Genomic DNA, 19,911 nt, shown 5'->3' with positions numbered 1-19,911 from the left:
CGCGGGATCGGAACCATCGATCGCTGGCTGGATTGGTTTCCCGTAACCGGGAGAAAATCCATGGCGAGATATTCGAAGAAGGCATCAGCCAGCGTCGAGCGCGCGATGAAGAAGCGCAAGGCGGGCACCCTGAAGAGTGGCCGCTCCGGCCGCAAGGTCAGGGGCCGGAAGCAGGCGATCGCGATCGGCCTTTCCGAGGCGCGCGAGAAGGGCGCGAAGGTGCCGAAGCGGGCCGCAAAAAAGCGCACGCGGTAGGGTGGCGGATTTGTTGCGTTCGGGACTGGCTCGGGCATCGGGTCGTGCTAGGCTCGCGCCGTTCGGCTTTAAGAGATTGCCCGTGCCCTCGCGCAAACTGTCTACCTACCGCAAAAAGCGGGATTTCGACAAAACCGCCGAGCCCTCGGGCGAGGCCAAGGTCGCGCCGTCGAAGCGGCGGCGGTTCGTGATCCAGAAGCATGCCGCAACAAGGCTGCATTACGACTTCAGGCTGGAGTTCGACGGCGTCTTCAAGTCCTGGGCAGTCACGCGCGGTCCCTCGCTCGACCCGCATGACAAGCGGCTTGCGGTCGAGGTCGAGGACCATCCGCTCGATTACGGCGACTTCGAAGGCACGATCCCGAAGGGCCAATATGGCGGCGGCACCGTGCAGCTCTGGGATCGCGGCTACTGGGATTCGGATGATCCCGAAGCCGGCTTCAGGAAAGGCGATCTCAAGTTCAACCTCTACGGCGACAAGCTGCATGGGAGCTGGGTGCTGGTGCGGATGCGCCACGACCGCACCGGCGGCAACCGCACCAACTGGCTCCTGATCAAGCACCGCGACGAATACGCAAAAGAGGGCGAGGCCAACGATATCCTCGACGAGGATCGTTCGGTGGCATCGGGGCGCTCGATCGCGGAAATCGCCGGGGGCAAGGGCAGGGCGCCAAAGCCGTTCATGATGGCGAAGAACGGCCGCGGCAAGGCCGATGCGGTCTGGCATTCCAATCGCGGCGAGGCGGCGGAGGCGCGGGCCGAGCGCAAGGCGGGCGGGCCGGCGAGACGCGTGGAGGCCAAGCGCATCGACACTATCCCCGCCTTCATCGCGCCGCAGCTTTGCAGCCCGGTCGAACGCCCGCCCGGTGGCGAGGGCTGGGGGCATGAGATCAAGTTCGACGGCTATCGCATGCAGTTGCGGGTCGAGGACGGCAGGGCATCGCTCAAGACCCGCAAGGGGCTCGACTGGACCGAAAAATTCCAGACCATCGCCAAAGAGGCGGGATCGCTGCCCGATGCACTGATCGACGGCGAGATCGTCGCGCTCGACCATAATGGCGTCCCGGGATTTTCGGCGCTGCAGGCCGCGCTGTCAGACGGCAAGACGGACAAGCTGATCTTCTTTGCCTTCGACCTGCTGTTTGTCGAAGACATGGATCTCCGCCGCCTGCCGCTGCGCGATCGAAAGGTGCGCCTGAAGGAGCTCCTGGAGGAGCACGGCAAAGGCAAGGCGATCCGCTACGTCGAGCATTTCGAGGTCGATGGCGAGGCCGTGATGGAGTCCGCGCGCGAGCTCAATCTCGAAGGCGTCATCTCCAAGAAGCTGAGTGCGCCCTATCATTCCGGCCGCAACGAAAACTGGACCAAGGCCAAGGCTCGCGCTGGACAGGAGGTCGTGGTCGGCGGCTGGAAAACCACGAACGGCAAGTTCCGCTCGCTGATGGCGGGCGTCTATCGCAACGGTCACCTTGCATTTGTCGGCATGGTCGGCACGGGCTTCGGCCAGGACAAGGTGAAACGCATCATGCCGGCGCTGAAGGCAGCGGCGTCCGACGAGAGCCCGTTCGGCGGCGCCAACGCGCCGCAGAAGGCACGTGACGTGCATTGGCTGAAGCCCGAGCTGGTCGCCGAAATCGAATTCGCCGGCTGGACCACCGACGGCAACATCCGCCAGGCCGCGTTCAAGGGCCTGCGCAGCGACAAGGATGCGCGCGAGGTCCGCGCCGAGATGCCGGCGATGACGAACGTGGCGCAACCGGCTGTGGCCAGGAGTGCGGTCAAATCCGGGAAGCCTGCCGCGTCGGGCACGAAATCCGCCGACAAGAAATCGCCCGAGGTGATGGGCGTCACCATCTCCCATCCGGACAAGGCGATGTGGCCCGACGCGGGCGATGGTGAAGCCGTCACCAAGCTCGATCTGGCGCGCTATTTCGAGGTGGTCGGCGAATGGATAATGGCGCATCTCAAGGGGCGGCCGTGCTCGATCGTACGCGCCCCCGATGGCATCAAGGGCCAGCAGTTTTTCCAGCGCCATGGCATGCAAGGCACGTCGAAGCTCTTGGAGTTGGTCAGGGTCTCCGGCGATCGCAAGCCGTACCTGCAGATCGACCGCATCGAGGGGCTGGCCGCCGTGGCTCAACTCGGCGGACTTGAGCTGCATCCCTGGAATTGCGCACCCAATCAATATGACGTGCCGGGCCGGCTGGTCTTCGATCTCGATCCAGCGCCCGACGTGACGTTCGCTGAGGTGATCGAGGCCGCGAAAACCATGCGCGAGCATCTCTCCGGTCTTGGCATGGAAAGCTTTTGCAAGACCACCGGCGGCAAGGGCATGCATGTCGTGGTGCCCTTGCTTTCCGGCGCCAAGGACAGGGTGACGTGGAAGGAGGCCAAGGCGTTCGCCATGGGTGTCTGCCAGTTGATGGCGCGCGAGACCCCCGAGCGCTACCTCCTCAACATGTCGAAGGCCAAGCGGAACGGAAAGATCTTCCTCGACTATCTGCGCAACGACCGCATGTCGACGGCAGTCGCTGTGCTCTCGCCGCGGGCGCGCGACGGCGCCACGGTCTCGATGCCGCTGACCTGGGCGCAGGTGAAGGGCGACCTCGATCCGAAGCGTTTTACAGTCCGCACCGTGCCGCCGCTGCTGGCGAAGGCGAAAGCGTGGCAGGACTATGATGATGCCGCCTCGTCGATCAAGGCGGCGATGAAGAAGTTGGGTGGTTGACCAATCGCAAGCGGTCATTCCGGGGCGCGACGAAGTCGCGAGCCCGGAATCCATAACCACGACCTGGGGTTATGGATTCCGGGCCTGCGTGCTTCGCACGCATCCCGGAATGACGAGAGTAACAATGGATTAGATCCTCCCCAGCAGGATCAGGATCAACAAGATGACGATGACGAGCCCGAGGCCGCCGCCGCCATAATAGCCGGTGCCATAAAATGGTCTGCCGCCGAGGCCGCTGAAGCCGCCAAGCAGCGCGATGATGAGAATAATCAGGATGATGGTGCCAATGGACATTTCCCTCTCCTCAGCCGCTTCAAGGGCGCGTGTTCGTTTGGTTCGGCGGAGAAAACCTGTGCCTACGACGAAAGTTCCGCCCTTTGCAGGCCGATATTCGCGATGCTCTTCCCTTCGAACGACGCGGCACTACATCAGTTGATCATCAAGAGGATTTGCCAAAGGATTTGGATGTCCGCTCCACTTGTCGTCTCCATTCCGCATCGTCTCGGCCGCGAGGAAGCGGCGCGCCGACTCAAGGGCGGGCTTTCGCGCGCCGCCGCGAACGTGCCGGTGCTGAGTGTGGATGAGGAACGCTGGGAGGGCGACCAGATGTTCTTTCGCGTGCGCGCGCTGGGTCAGGCGGCATCAGGCCATATCGACGTCGCTGATGACCACGTGCGCCTGGAGGTGATGTTGCCGTGGCTGCTGCAGCGCTTTGCCGAGATGGCGCAGCGTGTCATTCGTGAGCGCGGCACCTTGCTGCTCACCAAGCGCAACTGACGCGTCGCAATCTCGCGTTGCAACAACGAAAGTTTGTGAAAAACAGGGTGACGCAACGTTCGTCAGCTTGTTGGTAACGAATTCGGCGGACCATATTGGCATGCGGGGACGGGAACCGATCTCTGAGTCGGCACGACATCCGCCAGGGCCGCCCGGCCGCAAGATCCCGGGCGGCCTTCGCGCTTTCTCTCTGTTTGCGCATGATCTTTTCGGAAAACTGCTGCACACTTTTCCGGATCATGCGTTACGCCGCGACCCGCTTGCGCGCCGGCCTCGCCGCTGCGGTGAGTCTTGCCTTTAGCACCGTCGCCGGAAGATGCTTGAAAAGCCCCGACAGCGGCAGTTCCCCGGCACCTGCCTTCACTCCATCGACGGCATAGCCCGAGAGATTGACTGCGCCCTCGAATGCCTCGGCGCGAGGCCAGGCGCGGCCGCCGTCGGTGAATCCAGCAAAGTGCCTTGCAACAACTACAATGGCTGCGTCGCTTCCGCGCCGTCGCGCGAAGGCCACGACATGATCGTGACTGGGGCCGGAGGCTTCGAGCGGCTGGTAGTCGCCGTGCGTGAAGACGTCGGCGAGCTCGTTGCGCAATCTCAGGAGATGTGCGGTCCAGGCGAACTTGAGATAACCATTGCCCCAGTTCTCGGTCAGGGCTGCCCAGTCCGGTGCCTGCAGCGTGGGAAGCAGATGAGCACGCACGGCAAAATCGACCGGGCGACGGTTGTCGGGATCGACCAGGGACAGGTCCCAGAGTTCCGTACCCTGGTAGAAATCAGGCACGCCGGGCAGCGTCGTCTTCAGCGTGAGCTGGCTCAGTGAGTCGAGCGCGCCGAGCAGCGCGACGCGGCGCGCGATGGCCGCGACCGAGTCCAGAAACTCGCGGGAGCGGGATGGATCGAGAATCCGCTCGATGAACCCCTTCAAACCCGCTTCATAGGTCGTGTGGGGATTGAGCCAGCTCGTCTGCTCCTTGCCCTCGCGCGCAGCCTTCAGCGCATAGGCCTGGACGCGCTCAACGAAAGCCGCATCAGGGCCCTCCAGCGACCAGGCGCCCAGCAGTGTCTGGTAGAGCATGTATTCCATGGCGGCCGACGGCGCCCGCATCTCGCCGTCCAGGGCAAGATGCGGCGCATTCGTCACCTTCCAGCGCGCGACTGCGCTGGTCCATTCGCCGGGGATTTCGGACAGCGCCATCAGCCGCGCGCGGGCGTCCTCGCCGCGCTTGGTGTCGTGGGTCGCGGTCGCGGTCATGCCGTGCGGCCATTCCCGCATGCGGGTTCGCATCATCTGGTGGAAGTCCGCAACGGAAAGCGCTTTCGCCGCGGGATCGCCGCCGACCTCGTTCAACGCGAGCAGGCGGTGATAGCGATAGAACGCGGTGTCCTCCAGCGACTTGGCCATCAACGGACCGGTGAATTGCTGCAGCTTCAGCGCAAAGCGGCGCACCCGCGGCGCGCTGTGCGGCGGCCGGCCCGGCTTGATCAAATCGAGCGTCAGCGCATCGCGCAGGAAGTCGAAGATGCCTTCGTCCGCGGCGTACCATTCCGCGCGTGCTCGCGCGATGGTGATCTCGATCAGCGCGCGGTCATTCGCGGTCGGTCCGGCTGAGGTGAGATAGGTGCGATAGACGGGAAAATGCAGCACGTAGAGCTCGAGCGCCTGCCGCAGGCTGTCGGCGGAGAAATCCCGCGTCGAGTAGTGGCCGCTCGCGATGCGCGCCAGAAGACGCACGAGGACCGTGAACTCGCTGGTCAGCAGGGTTTCCAGCACGCGGCGTTTGGCGGCCTTCAGCAGGGGCTCGAGCCTCGGCGGCTGGTTGGAAACCTGCCGCCACACCTCGTCGAGCGCCTCCAGCCCCTTGCCGTCGACCAGGAGATGCGCGAGCGCATTCATCCACTCATAGCCGGTGGTGCCGTGAATGCCGGCAAAGTGGCGCAGCGTCTCGTCTGCCCCAAGGATCTTTTCGACCACGACATAGAATGGCGTCGCTTCACCGCCATGCGCCTCGCGGATCAATCGGCGCAGGCGCTGGAAATATTGCTGGGGATCGCGCAGGCCGTCGATGTGGTCGAGCCGCAGACCCTGCAGCTTTCCCTCGGCGATCAATTGCTTCACCAGCCGGTGCGCGGTTTCAAAGGTGGCGGTTTCCTCGACGCGAAGGCCGGCGAGCGAATTGATGTCGAAGAAACGGCGATAGTTGATGTCGCTGGACGCAAGCCGCCAGTGGCCGAGCCGGTAATGCTGGCGCTCCAGCAGGTGATGCAGCGCCAACGTCTCGGCGGCATGTTCGATCCCGGCGCGGTAAGCCGATAATCCCTTCCTGATGATCTCGGCGCCGCCGCCGATCGCCTTCAGCTCCGCCTTGAATTGCGGCGCTTCCTGCCGGTTCGGATGACGCAATCCCCGGTAGTGCGAGGCCAGCGCCAGGATGCGTTGGCCGGTGTCGCTGTCTTCAGCGCCGGCTTGTCTGACGATCATCCGCAACACCTCGCCATAGCGCTCTGGCGCGATCGGCAGGCGATGCTCGTAGTACCAACAGGAGAAGCTGCCTTCGCCGGCGTCGTAGCGGAGCTCGATCTCGCCGCGCTCGAGCGCCTCGCCATAGGATGAGCCGAGGATCGGCAGCAGCACGCCGCCGCGCTTGCGGTAGGGGAGCTGCTCCCAGTCGATGTCGAACGCGCTGGCATGCGGCGAGGCCGGTCCCCATTCCAGCATGTCGAGCCACCAGGGATTGTCGGCGAAATGCACGCCGACATGATTGGGAACGAAATCGAGGATCAGGCCGAGATCGTGTTTCTGCAGAGCCGCCGACAGGCGTTCGAAGCCGGCTTCGCCGCCGAGCTCCGGATTGAGCTTTGTATGGTCCACCACGTCATAACCATGAGTAGAGCCCTGGCGCGCCTTCATGAAAGGCGAAGCATAGAGATGCGTGATGCCGAGCGCTTTCAGATAGGGGACGACTTCCGCGGCCTTGTCGAAGTTGAAGTCGGCGGTCAATTGCAGGCGGTAGGTCGCGAGCGGGATCGAGGGCGGCATGGCTAGCCTCCGATGCGCCAGAACACCGACCAGGGCGGAAGCCGGTCGCCGGGCGCGCCGCCCCAGATCGGCGTGCCGGTCGTGTGCAATGATGCGTTCGCGATTTCGTTCGGAGACAAATTGGCGATCAGGGAAAGCGTCGCGCCGTCGTCCATGCGCCAGCTTGCCGTGAGCAAGCCGTTCTCGCCCGCCTGGGCTTCGCCAAAGCTGGCACCCGAAAGTCGCGGCACAATATCTCGCCGACGGACGGCCAGTAGCTCCCGCACCAGCGCAAGGCGCTTCGCGCCGGCCGGCGCCTCGCGCGTCGGCCAATCAAGCACGGCGGATCGGAACGTCCCGGGATCGAGCGGATCGGGCACCTCGTCGCCAAATTTGTCATAGGCCCATTTGTATTCCCGCTTTCGCCCCTCACGCACGGCATTGGCGAGGTCGCCCGTGAAATCGCAGAAGAATGGGAAGGGGACCTTTGAGCCCCATTCCTCGCCCATGAACAGCATCGGCACCATCGGCGCGAGCAGTGTCACGGCAAGCGCTGCCTCGATTTGTTGCGCCGAGGCGAGGCTTTCCAGCCGGTCGCCAAGCGCGCGGTTGCCGATCTGGTCATGGTTTTGCAGGAAATTGACGAAGGTCGCAGGCGGCAGCTTTCCGCTCGGTTCGCCGCGCGGCTTGTTGCCCCAGAAGGTGGAGACTTCGCCCTGGTAGACAAAGCCCGACGCCAGCGCGCGGGCGATGTCGCCACGCGGCGAGCGCTGATAGTCGCCGTAATAGCCGTTGCTTTCGCGGGTGAACAACACGTGCCAGGCGTGGTGATAATCGTCGTTCCACTGCGCGCGATATTTGCCGCGCGATGGCTCTTGCGCTACGTCGAGGAGCGAGGCGCGATTGTCGCCATTCTCAAGCACGAGATGGATGTGCCGGCCCGTGGCCGCCGCGAGCTTTCCGGCGGCGATGCTGAGATCGTGCAGCATCGATGGTCTGCCGGGCTCGGACATGATGTGATTGGCGGCGTCGAGCCGCAGCCCGTCAAAGCGGTAATCGCGCAGCCAACAGAGTGCGTTCTCGATCGCGAAGGCGCGCACCTCGCCGACACGATAGTCGATCGCGCTGCCCCAGGGCGTATGCGCCTCGGTGAAAAAGCTCGGCGCATAGCGGCCGATGAAATTCCCCTGCGGACCGAAGTGATTGTAGACGACGTCCAGAAACATCATCAGTCCGCGCCGATGCGCCTCGTCGATCAGCGACTTCAGATCCTCCGGCCGGCCATAGGCGCTGTCGGGCGCATACCAGAGCACGCCATCATAGCCCCAGCCGCGGCGACCGGCGAAATCGGCGAGTGGCATCAACTCCAGCGCAGTGATCCCGGTCTCGACGAGATGATCGAGCTTGTCGATCATCGCCCGATAGCTGCCCTCCGTCGTGAAGGCGCCGACATGCGTTTCGATCAGAACGGTGTCGGTCCACGGCCTGCCGCGCCAATCCTTCGCGCACCATTGAAAACTCGCGTGATCGATCACCTCGCTCGGGCCGAACACATCGTCGGGCTGGAAGGCAGAGGCCGGGTCGGGGACGTCGATCTCGTCATCGATGCGAAATCTGTAGCGCGCGCCGGCGCCGCAGCCTGCGACATCAGCCGAGAACCAGCCGCCGTCGCGCCGCATTTGAAACGGCTTCTTCTCCAGCACGAGCTCGACGCGTTTGGCCGCCGGCGCCCACAGCCGGAACGACGTGCCCTCCCGGGTCGGCCTGGCGCCAAACCGGGCGTTGCTCATGTCGCGCCTGCAAAGGCCAGCACCGAGCGGGACGGGGCCTTCGCGTCGGCACCGGAGGCAAACTCCGCGCTCTCCTGCTTGATCTCGGTCGTGTTCAGCACCTGTTGCCAGCTCCTGTAGCCCGGCATCTTCGGCAGCTTGAACGCGATCTCTTCGGGAGCCGCGTTCAGCACAATAAAGATCGGCGCCTGCCCTGGTTCCACCGGACCCAGCACATAGGCGAGAAACCTGCCATCCGGAAATTTCCAGTCGGCTTCCTTCATCTCTTCGGCCGCGGGCGTCAGCCAAAGGACACCGTAGGAGCCGTCGGGGCGTCGCCCGTCGAGCCAATGATGTCCGCGCATTTGCGGAAATTTTTCGCGCAAGCTCGTCATATGGCCGACGAAATCGGTGAGGTCCTCGCCCTCCTTGCCGAGATGCTCCCACTTGATCCAGCCGGTCGGATTGTCCTGGCAATAGGCGTTGTTGTTGCCGTTCTGCGAGTTGCCGACCTCATCGCCGGCGAGCAGGAGCGGCAGGCCCTGCGCCAGCAGCAGGCAGGCGAGCTGGTTCTTGCGGAGCTGGCGCCGCAGCGCGACGATCGCGACGTCATCTGTCGGGCCCTCATGGCCGCAATTGTTGCTGTGGTTGTCGCTGGAGCCGTCGCGATTGTCCTCGCCGTTGGCCTCATTGTGCTTCTGGTTGTAGCTGAAAAGGTCGGCAAGCGTGAAACCGTCATGGACGGTGATGTGGTTGACGCTGGCGCGCGGCTTGCGGCCGTCATGGTTGAACAGGTCGGAGGAGGCCGTCATGCGGCTCGATACCTCGCCGATCAGGCTTCCCTCGCCGCTCCAATAGCGACGCATCGTGCTGCGGTAGCGGTCGTTCCATTCCGACCATTGCGAGGGATAGGCGCCGACCTGGTAGCCACCCATGCCGAGGTCCCAGGGCTCGGCGACGAGCTTGACGGAAGCGAGCACCGGGTCCTGCCGGACGGCGGTGAGAAAGGCGCTGTTGCGGTCGAAGCCGTTCGGGGTGCGCGCGAGCGTGGTGGCGAGATCGAAGCGGAAGCCGTCGACATGGCAGACCTCGACCCAGTAGCGCAGCGAGTCCGTCACCATCTGCAGCACGCGGGGATGGGTGAGGTTGACCGACGAGCCGCAGCCGGTGAAGTCGTCGTAGTAGCGCCTGTTGTCGGGCTTCAGCCAATAGTAGGAAGCATTGTCGATGCCGCGGAACGACAGCGTCGGGCCCATATGGTTGCCCTCGGCGGTGTGGTTGTAGACCACGTCCAGCATCACCTCGATGCCGGCATCATGCAGCCGTGCCACCGTGGTGCGAAACGCGTCCAGCGGGTTGTCCTGGGCATAGCGCGGCTCCGGCGCGAAGTAGGACAACGTGTTGTAGCCCCAGTAATTGACGAGCTTCTTCTCGACCAGGATGCGGTCGTCGACGAAGGCGTGGATCGGCAGGAGCTCGATCGTGGTGACGCCGAGCTTCCTCAAATGCGCGATCATCGCGGGCGAGGAGAGGCCGCCATAGGTACCGCGCAGGTTCGGCGCAACGTCCTCGCGTGTTTGCGTCAGGCCCTTGACGTGGGCTTCGTAGATGATGGTGTGATCCCAGGGAATGCTCGGGCGGATTTCGCGTCGTCCCCAGTTGAAGGTCTCGTCGACCACTACTGCCTTCGGCATGCCGCGTGAATTGTCGCGGCGGTCGAAGGAGAGGTCCTCGCGCGGACTTCCGGTGCGATAGGCGAAATGCGCATCGCTCCACACCAGCCGGCCGTATAGCCGTTTGGCGTAAGGGTCTAGCAGGAGCTTGTTGGCGTTGAAGCGGTGGCCCTGCTCGGGCGCATAGGGTCCGTGAACGCGATAGCCATAGAGCTGGCCGGGCGAGACGTCGTTGAGATAGCCATGCCAGACGTCTTCGTCGCGTTCCGGCAGCTCGATGCGCTCAAGCTCGCGCCGGCCCTGATTGTCGAACAGGCAAAGCTCGACCTTCTCCGCATTCGCCGAGAACAACGCGAAATTGGTGCCGCGGCCGTCCCAACTTGCGCCGAGACGCGAAAAGGTCCCTGCGGTCAGACGCATGGATCAGCCTTCGGGTACGAGAAAGATGGCGGCGAGCGGGGGAATGGTCAGGTTGAGCTCGGGCGAGCCACTCTCGGAAGCGCGGACGGCGCCGACATTGCCGACATTGGTGCCGCCGTAGAAGGCGGAGTCGGAATTGAAGACCTCGCGCCAGAGGCCCGCGAACGGCACGCTGACGCGGTAGTTGTAATAGACATTCGGCGAAAAATTCACGACGACGACGCAGCGCGCGTGGGCATCATGGCCCTTGCGGAGCCAGGCGAAGGCGTTGTGGTTGGCGTCCTCGGTGATGATCCACTCGAAGCCCGTTGCTTCGCAATCGAGTTCGTGCAGCGCCGGCACCTTCCGGTAGAGCTGGTTGAGGTCGCGGACCAGCGCCTGGATGCCGGCATATTTCTTCTGTTCGAGCAGGTGCCAATCCAGCGAGTGATCGTGATTCCACTCGTTCTCCTGGGCGAATTCCGATCCCATGAACAACAGCTTCTTGCCGGGGTGACCGAACATGAAGCTGTAATAGGCGCGCAAATTCGCAAAGCGCTGCCAGTCGTCGCCGGGCATCCGCCCGAGGATCGAACGCTTGCCGTGCACGACCTCGTCGTGCGACAGCGGCAGTATGAAGTTCTCCGAGAAGGCGTAGTGCAGGCCGAACAGGATGTCGCCGTGATGGTATTTGCGGTGGATCGGATCCTTGCCGATATATTTCAGCGTGTCGTGCATCCAGCCCATGTTCCACTTGTAGCCGAAGCCGAGTCCGCCATATTCGACCGGCCGCGACACCTGCGCCCATGCGGTTGATTCCTCGGCCGCGGTGGTCGCATTGGGAAAGCGCGCGAACACCTCGGCGTTGAAGCGGCGCAGGAACGCAATCGCGTCGAGATTTTCCCGGCCGCCATACTTGTTCGGAATCCAGCCGCCATAGGGACGGCTGTAGTCGAGATAAAGCATGGAGGCGACCGCATCGACGCGCAGGCCATCGACGGCGTAGCGGTCGAGCCAGAACAGCGCGTTCGACACCAGGAAATTGACGATTTCGGTGCGGCCGTAGTTATAGATCAGCGTGCCCCAATCGAGGTGGCGGCCCTGCATGGGGTTGGCGTGCTCGTAGAGCGCGGTGCCGTCGAACTGGCCGAGCCCGTGCGGGTCGTCCGGAAAATGTCCGGGCACCCAGTCGAGGATCACGCCCAGCCCCTGCGCATGGCAGGCGTCGATCAGCGCGCAGAAATCCTCCGGCGAGCCGAAGCGGCTGGTCGGGGCAAACAGTCCGGTCGGCTGATAGCCCCAGGAGCCGTCGAACGGATGTTCGCTGACGGGCAGGAATTCGACGTGGGTGAAGCCGAGATCGCGTGCGTAGGTCGGCAACTGCTCCGCCAGATCGCGATAAGTCAGCCACTCATTGTTGCCCTTGCGCCGCCAGGAGCCGAGATGCACCTCGTAGATCGAGATCGGGGCGCTGCGCGAGTTGATTCTCTCCGGCGCCGGGCGCGGACGCGGCAGCCTCGCCTCGTCGAGCACGATCGAAGCGGTCTTCGGCCGCACTTCCGCGGCAAAGGCCACCGGGTCGGACTTGAGCGGCAAATGCTGGCCGTGCGGACCGATCATGTCGAACTTGTAGTGATCGCCCGCCTTGGCATGCGGAATGAACAGCTCCCAATAGCCGACGCCGCGGACACGCATCGGATGCCGCCGCGCATCCCAGAAATTGAAATCGCCGACCACGCTGACCCGCCGCGCATTCGGCGCCAGCACCACAAAGGCAACGCCCTCGACGCCGTCCATCACGCGCGGATGCGCGCCGAGCTTGTCGTAGAGCCGCTGGTCGGAGCCTTCGCCGAGCAGGTAGAGATCGTAGTCGGTCAGGATCGGAGGAAAGCGATAGGCATCCTCGATCTGGACGACATTGTCGCCGTATTGCGCGCGGAGCTGGTAGCGCTGCGAACCGTTCGGCATCGCGCCGGCAAACAGCCCGGCGTCATGGATTCGCGATAGCTTCGCCGTCTCGCCATGCTCGCCGACAGCCTCGACATTGGATGCGTCGGGCAGGAAGGCCCGCACCACCGTCTTCTCGCCCTCCTTGTGGAGGCCGAGATAGCGGAAGGGATCGGCGTGACGGCCTTCGACGATCGCATAAGCCTCGGCAGACAGTTTGTTCATCGGGCCTCTTTGGCGGACTCGGACAGAATACGGAGCAGACCGGCAACCGGCGTGCGCAGCCATTCGGGCCGGTGTTCGAGCTCATATTCGATCTCGTGAACGGCTTTTTCCAGCAAAAAGAAGCTGACCATGGCGTCGGCCGTATGCGCATCGGCGGGCCATAGTCGTGCCCTCGTCATGCTGTCGCGGTAGGCGGTCACGAAGGCTTTCATTGCGCGCTCGCGCCATTCGGAAAGGGCCGCCGCAAGCTTGTCCTGCTCTTCGGACGCCGCTCTGAGGGCGCGGTCGAACGCTGCCGTGACGGAATAATCGATCGAGCGGATCAGGCCGGCGACGTCGCGCGCCGGCGGCGCCTTGTGCCGGCGCTCCTCGAGCGTAAGTCCGGCATCGCCCTCGAAGCCGATGATGAAGATGTCGTCCTTGACGATCAGGGTCTGCTCAAGCCGGAAATCGCCGTGGACGCGGATGGCCGATCCATCGACGTCCGGCGGCAGCACGGTGGCGAGACGCTCGTGCAGGGCTTCGCGCTGCGACAGCAGCCTTTCGACCAACGGCCGATCGGCTTCCCGCACGGCATCGCGCTGGCCGAGCCTGTCGAACAGCTCGTCCGCGCGCGCGATGATGTCTCCGGTCCAGCGCCGAACGTCCGCAGGCCCGATCGGCTCCGGGGCGAATTCGGCCAGCACGGAATTGCTGGATAGCGCCATGTGCAGCTCGGCCAGGCGCCGTCCGGCCTGCGCCAGGATGCGCAAATACGGAATCTGTTCCCCGCTCGTTTTGGCGTGACCGCTGGTCGCGAGCAGGCGCTGGTCGTCGACAAAGCGGTCGAGATAGGCCGAGGTCACGGTCCAGCCGTCGCCCTGGTGCGCGATCTGGGCGTGCAGGGTCGCGACGGCGCTGCGCTGCTCACCCTCGACGAATTCGACGGTGCCGAGCAGGGCGGGCGCATTGGGAAAGCCTGCGACGTCGGTCAGAAAGCGCCCGACCTCGATGGCGGGGTTGATGCCGGCCTCTGTCTTCCGAAGCACCTTGCTGCAATAGTCGCCATCGACGAGCGCGATGCTGTTGGATTTTCCGGTCTCGACGGCGCGGACGCTTTCGGGCTGCCGCACCTGCTTATTGGCAAACTGGCTGGTCGGCCTGAATTCAAGCTGCAGATTGTTTTCCGTGACCGTCAACGACTGGCTCAGATTGCGCAGCAACAGCCCGATGAAGATCGGGTCGGTCGCAACGTCGAGCAGCGTGCCTTCGCGCGCGCCCTGGCGAACGGCCGCGAAGGCGCGCGGGTTGAAGCGCTCGCGATCGAAGCGCACCCATTCGATCTGCATCGGCAACAGGTAGCGCGCCGTCTTGCCGTGCTGCGTCGCCTCGAAAAAGGCAAGCCACGGCCGGTTGTCGCCGATGTCGCAGAACGGGATCGCCGACACCAGCATCGGATGGATCGCCTTCGGCGAATGCTCCGGATACCAGCGCGTGCGCGCCAGATGCCCCGGCAGCACGTCGCGCTCGAACACGCCGCGGGTGCGGGCGAGCGAGACCCAGGTCGAGTTGAGCGGCACCACCAGCGTCTCGAATTCGGGCACCGCGCGCGGCGTGACCGGCTCCGACTTGTCGCGCTCCTTCAGCTCGAACCAGTAGAAGCCGTAGGGCGCGAGCGTGATCATGTAGGGCAATTCGCCGATCGCGGGAAAGCGCGTGCGGCCGAGCATTTCCAGCGGGACGCGATCCTTCCACGCCGACAGATCGAGCTCGGTTGCCTGCGCCGAGCGTGACAGGTTCGCAACGCACAGGATCGCCTCGCCCTTGTATTCCCGGACATAGGAGAGCACCGCGCGGTTGGCCGGCCGGATGAAGGTCATCGAGCCGCGGCCGAAAGCGAGCGTTGATTTGCGCACCGAGATCAGCCGCTTGGTGGCGGAAAGCAGTGAAGAGTGGCTGCGCGACTGCGCTTCCACGTTTACGGCCTCATAGCCGTAGACCGGGTCCATGATCATCGGTGCATAGAGCTTTGCCGGGTCCGCGCGGGAGAAGCCGCCGTTGCGGTCCGGCGTCCATTGCATCGGCGTGCGCACGCCGTTGCGGTCGCCGAGATAGATGTTGTCGCCCATCCCGATCTCGTCGCCGTAGTAGAGGATCGGCGTGCCCGGGAAGGAGAACAACAGCGAGTTCATCAGCTCGATCTTGCGGCGGTCGTTGTCCATCAGCGGTGCGAGCCGCCGACGGATGCCGACATTGATGCGCGCGCGCGGATCGTTCGCATAGGTCGACCACAGGTAGTCGCGCTCGACGTCGGTGACCATTTCGAGCGTCAGCTCGTCGTGGTTGCGCAGGAACAGCGCCCATTGGCAATTCGCCGGGATGTCCGGCGTCTGGCGCAGGATGTCGGTGATCGGGAAGCGGTCTTCCTGCGCGATCGCCATGTAGATACGCGGCATCAGCGGGAAGTGATAGGCCATGTGGCACTCGTCGTCCTGGCCGAAATATTCCTGCACGTCCTCCGGCCATTGATTGGCCTCGGCAAGCAGCACCTTGTTCTTGGCGTAGGCGTCGAGCTCCTTGCGCAGCTTCTTGATGATCGCGTGCGTCTCCGGCAGGTTCTCGTTGTTGGTGCCGTCGCGCTCGCAGAGATAGGGGATGGCGTCGAGGCGGAAGCCGTCGACTCCGCTGTCGAGCCAGCGCTTCATCACCTGGAGGATGGCGCTCACCACGCGCGGATTGTCGAAATTCAAATCCGGCTGGTGCGAGAAGAAACGGTGCCAGTAGAACTGGCCGGCTTCGGGATCCCAGGTCCAGTTCGATTTCTCGGTATCGGTGAAGATGATCCGCGTGCCCGGGTATTTCTGGTCGGTATCGCTCCAGACATACCAGTCGCGCGCGCTCGATCCGGGATGGCTGCGGCGGGCGCGCTTGAACCAGTCGTGCTGGTCGGAGGTATGGTTAACGACGAGCTCGGTGATGACGCGCAGGCCACGCTTCTTCGCTTCCTGGATGAAGCGCTTGAAGTCCTTCATCGTCCCGAAATCGGGATTGACGGAACCGTAGTCGGCGATGTCGTAGCCGTCGTCGCGGCCGGGCGAGGGGTAGAACGGCAACAGCCACAGCGTGGTGACGCCGAGGTCCTGCAGGTACCCGAGCTTCTCGGTCAGCCCCGCGAAGTCGCCGATACCGTCATTGTTGCTGTCGGCAAAGGCCTTCACGTGAAGCTGGTAGATGATCGCATCCTTGTACCAGAGCGTCTCGGCGTCGAGATCGGTCACCGGCAGCTCGGCGGTGTCGATGGAGGACATCAGGTTCATGGCGCTACCCCCTGCGCGCCCGCGAGAACGCCAGCCTCGGTTGTCCGCCTCCCGTGCCAAAAAGGGAAACGGCGCCGAACCTGGCGCTGACGGCGGCTTGCGCTTGTCTGATCACGGTGATGCCATTGACATGGAGCCGACGTCCCGTTTCGTTAAGAGGAAAGGAGACGCTGTACCTGAGTAGAATGCCGCTCGCGCGCCATTGGTTCCCTTTGGAACCATTTGCGAGGCCACGGCGTTGGAAGATCCTATCCTCTTCTCCTATCTGGACAATTTCGCGACCTCGTCAACCCGACACCATCACCCCGACACCATCGCCGGTCGTGTGCAAGCTGCGTGCCGAATGGACCTCTTCAGCCAAGCCCAGAATCTCGGAATCCTGACCGAATTTACCGATGGCCAGGGCAAGCGTCACGTCACCGACGAAGGGGCTCTGAAAATCATTGTGAACGCCTTCCCGGCGCGGACGTCGCGCCGGCTCGTGGCTGGTCCCGTGGTGATTCGCACCGGGCTTCCAGCGCGGACGGAGCTTGGCGACGGCGCTCGCCTGCCGGTGCGCTGGAAGATCGAGGCGCGGGACAACCCCGTCGCGGAAGGCGCGACCAATGATCGCAGCCTCGTCTGGCCGGAGGACCTGGCCGCCGGCACTTACCGGCTGCAGCTCACCGACGCCGGCGGCGACAGCGAGGAGGCTTCGCTGATCGTCGCGCCAGCACGGGCCTTTGCCGGCGACTTCGATCGCGGCTGGGTGATCGCCGCGCAGCTCTATGGCGTTCGCTCGGCGCGCAATTGGGGGATGGGGGATTTCACCGATCTGGAAGACCTGATCCGGCTTGCGCACCAGCTTGGCGCCGACGGCATCGGCCTCAACCCGCTGCATGCGCTGTTCGACGACCGGCCGACGGATTGCAGTCCCTATTCGCCGAACAGTCGGCTGTTCCTGAACGGACTCTATATCGATGCGGAGAAGGCGCCGGGCTACCGGCCTATGCCGGAAGGTGACGCGCTTGCGTGGCTGCGCCAGAGCACCAATGTCGACTATGCCGGCGTCGCCGCGCTGAAATGGCGCGCCCTGCGGTCGGCTTTCGAGAGATTCAGCACCGCCCGGAACGCAACGTCGCGCAAGGATTTTGACGCATTCCGCGCCGAGCAGGGTGCGCTGTTGTCGCATTTCGCCTGCTTTGAGGTGCTGCGCCATCGTTTCAAGGCGCCTTGGTGGGAATGGCCCGAGGAATGGCGGAAGCCGGACGAGACGCGCTGTACTGCGCTCCGTGCCGGTCCCGACAAGAGCGAGGTCGAGTTCGTCGAGTATGTGCAGTGGATTGCCGACCGGCAATTGGGCGGCTGCAAGAAGCTCGCCGAACAGCTCGGGATGAAGGTCGGGCTCTATCTCGACGTTGCCGTCGGCGTGCAGCCCGATGGTTTTGATGCCTGGAACGAGCAGGTTGCGATCTCGCGGCAGCTTGGCGTCGGCGCGCCGCCCGATCCGCTCAATACGCTTGGTCAGAGCTGGGGCCTCGCCGGCTTCAATGCCACGGGCCTCGAGATAACGTTGCTGGAGCCGTTCCGTGCGATGCTGCGCGCCGCGATGCGCCATGCCGGCGCGATCCGGCTCGATCATGTGCTGGGGCTGAAACGGCTCTATCTCATACCCGACGGCTTTCCGGCCCGGCAGGGCGCCTATGTGCAGATGCCGCTGGAAGCGCTGTTTGCAGTGACGGCCCTTGAAAGCGTCGCGCATCATTGCGTCGTGATCGGCGAGGACCTCGGCACGGTGCCGGAGGGATTCCGCGAGCACATGGCCGATTGGGGCATCTGGTCCTATCTCGTCATGATGTTCGAGCGCGACGAGGGCGGCGGCTTCCGCGGCATCGACCGCTATCAGCCGAACGCGCTGATCACATTCAACACCCATGATCTTTCGACCTATGCCGGCTGGCGCTCCTTCAGCGATCTTCGGATGAAACGCTCGCTCGGGCTCGATCCGGGTGAGAGCGACGATGCGCGCTGGCATGCGCTGGGCATGCTCGACGAGGTGCTGCGGTCGCACGACATCCATCAAAACGATCTCTATTCGGTCGCGAAATTCCTGGCGCGGACGAAGTCGCGGCTGATGGTGATCTCGCTGGAGGATTTGCTGGGCGTGATCGATCAGCCCAACATTCCCGGCACCGTCAATGAGCACCCGAACTGGCGCCAGCGGCTCCCTGTGGCGGTGGAAGATATCGGCTCGAGCATCGACGTTGCCGCGCTGAAGCAGGCGACGCATGAACGGGCGCGCATTGCGGATTGAGGCCGTGAGCCAGGCGCCCGGTTGACCTCTCCCCGCCGGGGAGAGGTGACGAGCTTCCGTTGCCGCGTGAGCGAGTGAGGACCGTTGCCCTTACCGATCGAAGACTATGGCCTGATCGGCGATTGTGAGACCGCGGCGCTGGTCGGCCGCGATGGATCGATCGACTGGCTATGCTGGCCGGCCTTCGATTCCGATGCCTGCTTTGCGGCGTTGCTCGGCACCAACATGAACGGGCGCTGGCTGATCGCGCCGGCCGGCGAGATCAGGAAGACCTCCCGCCGCTATTGGGACGAAACGCTGATCCTGGAGACGAGGTTCGAGACCGCCGACGGCATCGTCGCGCTGATCGACTTCATGCCGCCGCGCGGCAAGGCTTCCGACGTCGTGCGCCTGGTGCGCGGTATCGAGGGCCGGGCCAGGATGCGGATGCAGCTTGTCATCCGCTTTGGCTTCGGCAACGACATTCCCTGGGTGAGGCGCAGCGAAGAACGCGCGGCTCTGGTTGCGATCGCAGGTCAGGACATGACCGTGCTGCGCACACCGGTCCAGACCCGCGGCGAGGACATGACGACGGTCGCCGATTTTGAGGTGAGCGCAGGCAAGACGATCCCCTTCGTGTTGACCTACGGGCCGTCGCATCTCGATCTACCCGATCCGATCGATCCCGAAATCGCGCTGAAGGAGACGGAAACTTTCTGGAAGGAGTGGTGCGGTCGCTGCAGCTATGAGGGCGAGCATCGCGCGCTCGTGTTGCGTTCGCTGATCACGCTGAAGGCGCTGACCTTCGATCCGACCGGCGGCATCGTGGCGGCACCGACGACGTCGCTGCCGGAAAAGCTCGGCGGCGCGCGCAATTGGGACTACCGCTTCTGCTGGCTGCGCGACGCCACCTTCACCCTCTATGCGTTGTTGATCTCCGGCTATCACGAAGAGGCGCTCGCCTGGCGCGAATGGCTCCTGCGCGCGATTGCCGGTAGTCCCGACGACCTCCAGATAATGTACGGTATCGCCGGCGAGCGCCGCTTGACCGAACTCGAACTCCCATGGCTGCGCGGCTACGAAGCCAGCCGCCCCGTGCGCGTTGGCAATGCCGCCCACGAACAATTCCAACTCGACGTCTACGGCGAAATCATGGACTCCGCCTATCTCGTCGGCCGTAGCGGCTTCCATTCGCCGCCGGAATCATGGCGCCTGCGCACCGCGCTGATGGAACACCTCGAACAGGTCTGGTACCAGCCCGACGAAGGTATCTGGGAGGTCCGCGGACCCCGCCGTCATTTTACCCATTCCAAGGTCATGGCATGGGTCGCGCTCGACCGCGCCGTCAAAACTATCGAAGCCCGCGATCACTCCGGACCGCTCGAGCGCTGGCGCAAACTCCGCGACCATATACATCGCGACGTCTGCGCCCACGGCTTCAACTCTCAGCGCAACGCCTTCGTCCAGTACTACGGCGCCGACGCCCTCGACGCCGCACTGCTGATGATCCCGCTGGTCGGCTTTCTCCCGCCCGATGATCCGCGCGTCGCTGGA

10 protein-coding genes and 1 pseudogene are annotated in these 19,911 nt (G+C 64.1%); 5 read left to right on the top strand and 6 right to left on the bottom strand.

The window, feature by feature from the left end; genetic code table 11:
* Positions 1-60: 60 nt before the first annotated feature.
* Both VKR55_RS27340 and ligD read left to right on the top strand, forming a co-directional pair.
* Positions 61-249 (top strand): annotated as a pseudogene (locus tag VKR55_RS27340) (DUF6496 domain-containing protein); the annotation flags it as partial.
* Between the two features lie 88 nt (positions 250-337).
* Positions 338-2,983: a DNA ligase D gene (ligD, locus tag VKR55_RS27335; protein WP_324408319.1), complete on the top strand. Its 2,646-nt coding sequence runs from the start codon at positions 338-340 to the stop codon at positions 2,981-2,983.
* A gap of 129 nt (positions 2,984-3,112) precedes the next feature.
* On the opposite strand, the gene VKR55_RS27330 is transcribed toward ligD, so the two are convergent.
* On the bottom strand, positions 3,113-3,277 hold the full coding sequence (locus VKR55_RS27330; protein WP_324408318.1) for a DUF3309 family protein: 165 nt from the start codon (positions 3,275-3,277) through the stop codon (positions 3,113-3,115).
* 171 nt (positions 3,278-3,448) lie between these two features.
* Between VKR55_RS27330 and VKR55_RS27325 the strand changes: the two genes are divergently transcribed.
* Positions 3,449-3,760 carry a polyhydroxyalkanoic acid system family protein gene (locus VKR55_RS27325; RefSeq protein WP_324408330.1) on the top strand — a complete coding sequence of 104 codons (312 nt, stop codon included), beginning with the start codon at positions 3,449-3,451 and terminating at the stop codon, positions 3,758-3,760.
* Positions 3,761-4,004: 244 nt separating this feature from the next.
* Here VKR55_RS27325 and treY read toward each other — a convergent pair whose 3' ends face one another.
* From treY to treS, 5 genes are read right to left on the bottom strand one after another with little or no spacing between them, the layout of a single operon-like run.
* Positions 4,005-6,797, bottom strand: coding sequence for a malto-oligosyltrehalose synthase (gene treY / locus VKR55_RS27320; RefSeq protein ID WP_324408316.1), 2,793 nt, complete (start codon positions 6,795-6,797; stop codon positions 4,005-4,007).
* 2 nt (positions 6,798-6,799) lie between these two features.
* Positions 6,800-8,566: a malto-oligosyltrehalose trehalohydrolase gene (gene treZ, locus VKR55_RS27315; RefSeq protein ID WP_324408314.1), complete on the bottom strand. Its 1,767-nt coding sequence runs from the start codon at positions 8,564-8,566 to the stop codon at positions 6,800-6,802.
* Entirely contained in the window at positions 8,563-10,638 is a 2,076-nt protein-coding gene (gene glgX / locus VKR55_RS27310) for a glycogen debranching protein GlgX (protein WP_324408312.1), read from the bottom strand. Before glgX ends, treZ begins: the two co-directional genes overlap by 4 nt.
* Positions 10,639-10,641: 3 nt before the next feature.
* Complete coding sequence (glgB, locus tag VKR55_RS27305) at positions 10,642-12,789, bottom strand: 1,4-alpha-glucan branching protein GlgB (RefSeq protein WP_324408310.1); 2,148 nt, start codon at positions 12,787-12,789, stop codon at positions 10,642-10,644.
* Complete coding sequence (gene treS, locus VKR55_RS27300; RefSeq protein ID WP_324408308.1) at positions 12,786-16,085, bottom strand: maltose alpha-D-glucosyltransferase; 3,300 nt, start codon at positions 16,083-16,085, stop codon at positions 12,786-12,788. The genes glgB and treS overlap by 4 nt, the downstream gene beginning before the upstream one ends.
* Positions 16,086-16,428: 343 nt before the next feature.
* On the opposite strand from treS, the gene malQ reads away from it, so the two are divergent.
* Complete coding sequence (gene malQ / locus VKR55_RS27295; protein ID WP_324408328.1) at positions 16,429-18,378, top strand: 4-alpha-glucanotransferase; 1,950 nt, start codon at positions 16,429-16,431, stop codon at positions 18,376-18,378.
* Positions 18,379-18,462: 84 nt separating this feature from the next.
* On the top strand, positions 18,463-19,911 hold a 1,449-nt coding region (locus tag VKR55_RS27290), incomplete at its 3' end, for a glycoside hydrolase family 15 protein (protein WP_324408306.1).

Origin of the sequence: Bradyrhizobium sp., assembly GCF_035309285.1 — a bacterium.
Lineage (GTDB): Bacteria > Pseudomonadota > Alphaproteobacteria > Rhizobiales > Xanthobacteraceae > Bradyrhizobium.
This window is presented reverse-complemented; position numbering and strand designations above follow the sequence as displayed.